3 protein-coding genes and 1 pseudogene are annotated in these 4,139 nt (G+C 39.6%); 3 read left to right on the top strand and 1 reads right to left on the bottom strand.

All coding sequences use genetic code 11. The features are described from left to right. Positions 1–114 precede the first annotated feature (114 nt). Positions 115–876: a substrate-binding domain-containing protein gene (locus PENNN9_RS03605; RefSeq protein ID WP_058368377.1), complete on the top strand. Its 762-nt coding sequence runs from the start codon at positions 115–117 to the stop codon at positions 874–876. A 125-nt stretch (positions 877–1,001) separates the two neighbouring features. Here the strand turns inward: PENNN9_RS03605 and PENNN9_RS12960 are convergent. Further along, positions 1,002–1,166 (bottom strand): annotated as a pseudogene (locus tag PENNN9_RS12960) (protein deglycase HchA); the annotation flags it as partial. 417 nt (positions 1,167–1,583) lie between these two features. Here PENNN9_RS12960 and PENNN9_RS03600 point away from each other — a divergent pair. Further along, complete coding sequence (locus tag PENNN9_RS03600) at positions 1,584–2,579, top strand: IS4 family transposase (protein ID WP_156410063.1); 996 nt, start codon at positions 1,584–1,586, stop codon at positions 2,577–2,579. A 528-nt stretch (positions 2,580–3,107) separates the two neighbouring features. After that, on the top strand, positions 3,108–4,046 hold the full coding sequence (gene rluB / locus PENNN9_RS03595; RefSeq protein ID WP_058368375.1) for a 23S rRNA pseudouridine(2605) synthase RluB: 939 nt from the start codon (positions 3,108–3,110) through the stop codon (positions 4,044–4,046). The last annotated feature ends 93 nt before the right edge of the window (positions 4,047–4,139 follow it).

Here is a 4,139-nt window from a genome sequence, read left to right as displayed (position 1 = left end):
GAAAATCGACGCTAATATTTAAAAAACTCTTTAACAAAAAAAATAATATAAATATTTAAATACATCAGCAAAACAAATATTATCAACATTCACATATCAATAAAGGGAATAAAAATGTCAAAAAATTATAAGCTCAGCCACTATATCTTTCCGCTCATGCTGGGCTTTTTATCAATGAATGCTATAGCGGCAATTAATGTCTATGGTCCAGGTGGACCAGCACCAGCGATGCACGAAGCAGCGAAACAATTTAAAAATAAAACAGGGATTGATGTCCATGTAACCGCGGGCCCTACTTCACAATGGAGCGACAAAGCCAAGCTTGATGCCGACGTCATCTATAGTGGTTCGGAAGCCATGATGTCTGATTTCGAAAGCTTATTTGCCGACAAAATCGTAAAGGACTCGATTGAGCCTATTTACCTACGCCCTGCTGCCATTTTAGTCAGAAAAGGCAATCCCAAACATATTCAAGGATTTAAAGATCTAAGCAGGCCAAACACTAAAGTTTTGGTCACCCATGGCGCAGGCCAAGTCGGCATGTGGGAAGATATTGCAGGTAGAACGGGCAACATTCAGCTCACAAAATCCTTCCGTAAAAATATCGCCATGTATGCACCCAATACAGGCACAGCGAAAAAAGCATGGGAAACTGACAGCAGCTATGATGCATGGTTGGTGTTTAATATTTGGGGAGTCAGTAATCCAGACATTGGGCAAATTATCCCGATCGAACCTGAACTGGTGATTTACCGTGATGCAGGTGTTGCACTAACTCAACACAGTCTAAAAAATCCTGAAGCAAAAAGTTTTATTACGTTTTTAAGCTCTGCACAAGGCCATGCGATTTTTAAACAGTTTGGTTGGAACAAATGAGTGCTTAATTTTAATCTTTGATCCACATTCAAGATCAGTTTCCAAGCTTAAAAAATCGAACTTTTAACAAGCAAATTGGACATAAAAAAAGAGCGCCACGGCGCTCTTGATTGAAGAAAATATAACTACTGAACCTCGGCCAAAAGCGTTTGTGCTGCCATTTTACCCAAGGTATTCGATGCCAAAGGACTATCTCCTGTAATTAACTTACGGTCTTGAATACACTGTCTCGACATCTCTTTATTAACCACTTCCACACCCAACTTTTCTAAGCGATCTGCCAGCAACCATAGTCAACATGAAAAAAAACGAAAATCTCATGCAAGCCTTTGAAGCGATCCAAGCCAAATACGGCAAATCTAAAATTGCATTGAGTGGTTGTTATTTGCCAAATCGTGCTTGGAGTATGAGCTGAGATCGTTTGACGCAGAATTATTTTAGTTGGGATGGGTTACTTCGGGTGTAGCACCGCCCAGTTCAACATCAGTAAATTCATAAAGTTAGCAACACAATCCAAGAAATAAGAAATTTATCTCTGCACACGACAAAAAAACAAAAAAGTCTGTTAAAGCAAAGGCATAATAGTAATTTTTAAGACGAATAGACCATGCCAAACTTTAACAGACTTAGTGAGACTTTAACCCAAAACCTGAGCATGAACAAGGCAAGAATCAATTGTTTGAGCCTAATGATAATAGCCCTGATTACTGCTCAAAGCAGTAATCTTAAAAAAAATAGCAAGACACCTTCCTAAGGGTGGCAAGACCGACAGTCACTATCGCAGACTACAGCGATTTTTTGCCGAAGCGAGGATAGACTACGATCAACTGGCTTTAATGATATATCGACTATTTGGGCTAGGCGAAGTCACCTTAACCATTGACCGCACCAACTGGAAATGGGGTAAAAGTAACCTCAACATCTTTATGTTAGGGGTGGTATATAAAGGGATAGCCATCCCCTTATACTGGCAAATGCTAGATAAGCGAGGTAATACAAACCATCTTGAACGCTGTGAACTTATTGAGCGGTTTATCAAACAATTTGGCAAAGATAACCTTGAGATGATAGTAGCGGACAGAGAGTTTGTTGGCGAAAAATGGTTTAACTGGCTCACCAATAATCACATACCCTTTGCCATACGGATTAAGAAGAACAGTAAAGTTAAGAATCATCATGGCAAGTTGGTACAGATTAAAGAGTTATTGCGCCATGTTAGCCATCAAGAAACATATCGACATGGGCGAATACTGACTGTCGATGGTTGTTTGGTTCGAGTATTTGCCAAGCGTGATAAAGACTATGGTTTAGTGATTGTGGCCACCAATCAACTAGAAACAGTGGATGCGATGACAAGCTATGCTAAGCGTTGGGAGATTGAGACTTTATTTGCTTGTCTAAAGGGCCGTGGCTTTAATCTTGAAGATACCCACTTAACCCATCTTGATCGGGTCAGTAAATTAGTCGCAGTGAACGCCTTAGCATTTTGTTGGGCTTATCATGTCGGTATTTATAAAGACAAAGATAAGCCGTTAAAGCGCAAGTTAAAGTCAAACGCTCGACCTCAAGCCAGTTTGTTTGCGCTTGGCCTGGATGTGTTGATTGAGGGCCTTCACTTGGTGTTCTTTAACAATGATAAGACTGTATTTCGACAGTTAGTTAGCTTTTTAACCCCTAAACCTATGAAAATCGGGTGGGGATGATTTTTTTGTCGTGTGCAGAGATTAATTACATATATTCGCAAAAACGGATTAAAAAAATACATATATTCGAAATAGCGGATTAATTACCGATGAATATACACTTAAATCAAATACAACGCAATATTCTATAAACTTTTGTAATGGAAGAATACTCACATGATGGGCAATTCACAACATTAAAGGTTTCTTTTCTTACAACTTATATAGTAACAACCGACATAACTTAAGAGAAATAGAAATATCGACCAATAGCATGAACGGTGTTAATATCACTTTTAACGGTTTAAACCATAAAAGATTATCTGCAAAAATTAATCAATAAAATATGAACGCAGTATTTAAGGTATGAATGATTGTCAATAAAAAACTTTTAATAACAACCTGAACCATACAAAAATGTTTAAAAAAACTGTAAATCAAGTAATTTATGCGCTAAACATTTTAAAATAGCGTAGAATATACGTTAAAACTCACTCAATGATGTTGATACATTGCGAAATGTAACCTAACCGACTCAAGGACATGATTATGAAAGATGAAAAACTGCAAAAAGCACTCGCCCGTATGGGACTTGGCTCACGTCGTCAGATGGAAGAAGTCATCAAATCTGGGCGAGTAACTGTCAATAATGGACCTGCAACGATTGGTGATCGCGTCGAGCAAGGTGATGAGATTCGCGTTGATGGTCGCCAAATTAAATATACAGCCGAAAACGAGAAGCGTCGCCGAGTGATAGCTTATTATAAGCCTGAAGGTGAAGTTTGCTCTGCTAAAGATCCAGAAGGTCGACCAACGGTTTTTGAACGCTTACCAAAGCTGACTCACGATCGCTGGGTGATGGTTGGACGCCTTGATATCAATTCAACTGGGTTGTTACTATTTACCAATGATGGTGAGATGGCACATCGCTTGATGCATCCCTCTAACGAAGTGACTCGCGAATATGCGGTACGTGTACTGGGTGAAGTGACCTCTGATATTGCGCGCACTCTTACCGCTGGTGTCATGTTAGAAGATGGTATGGCACAGTTTGAAGATATTAAAGAAGGCGGCGGTGAAGGCGTCAATAAATGGTATCACGTCAAGCTAAAAGAAGGGCGCAACCGCGAAGTACGTCGTCTGTTTGAGTCACAAGGTCTCAAAGTCAGTCGTTTACTACGTACCCGCTACGGTACGATCTCACTACCAAAAGAGTTACGTACTGGACGTTTTTTAGAGCTCGACAAAAAAGACATCAATACGTTAACAGACCTAGTAAGTCTACGCCCGCGTTATGGTACTGGTTTGCACGGCGCCGCTAAAGAGAAGCAAGAGCGCATTAAGAGTAAGCCACTAAAAGCGCGTCGTAGTGATAATCGCAATGACAGTCGCGGTAACAGCACAAAACCTAAGAGCAGCGGCAGTCCTGCAAGTCGTGGTACGCGTAATACTCGAGATCGTAGTAACAATAATAGCAATAAACGTTGATTTAAATGTTGTTCGAAGCTTTGTTTAATACAGCTTATATTAATAAATACTGAATAAATAAAACTTTGAAAATTTAGTGTGAAACAGCAAAAA

Origin of the sequence: Psychrobacter sp. ENNN9_III, from assembly GCF_001462175.1 — a bacterium.
In the GTDB taxonomy this organism is placed as follows: Bacteria; Pseudomonadota; Gammaproteobacteria; order Pseudomonadales; family Moraxellaceae; genus Psychrobacter.
This window is presented reverse-complemented; position numbering and strand designations above follow the sequence as displayed.

Bases quoted from the DNA above. Each gene is read 5' to 3' on its own strand.
- PENNN9_RS03605 (WP_058368377.1), top strand. From the start codon at position 115: ATGTCAAAAAATTATAAGCTCAGCCACTATATCTTTCCGCTCATGCTG.
- rluB (WP_058368375.1), top strand. From the start codon at position 3,108: ATGAAAGATGAAAAACTGCAAAAAGCACTCGCCCGTATGGGACTTGGC.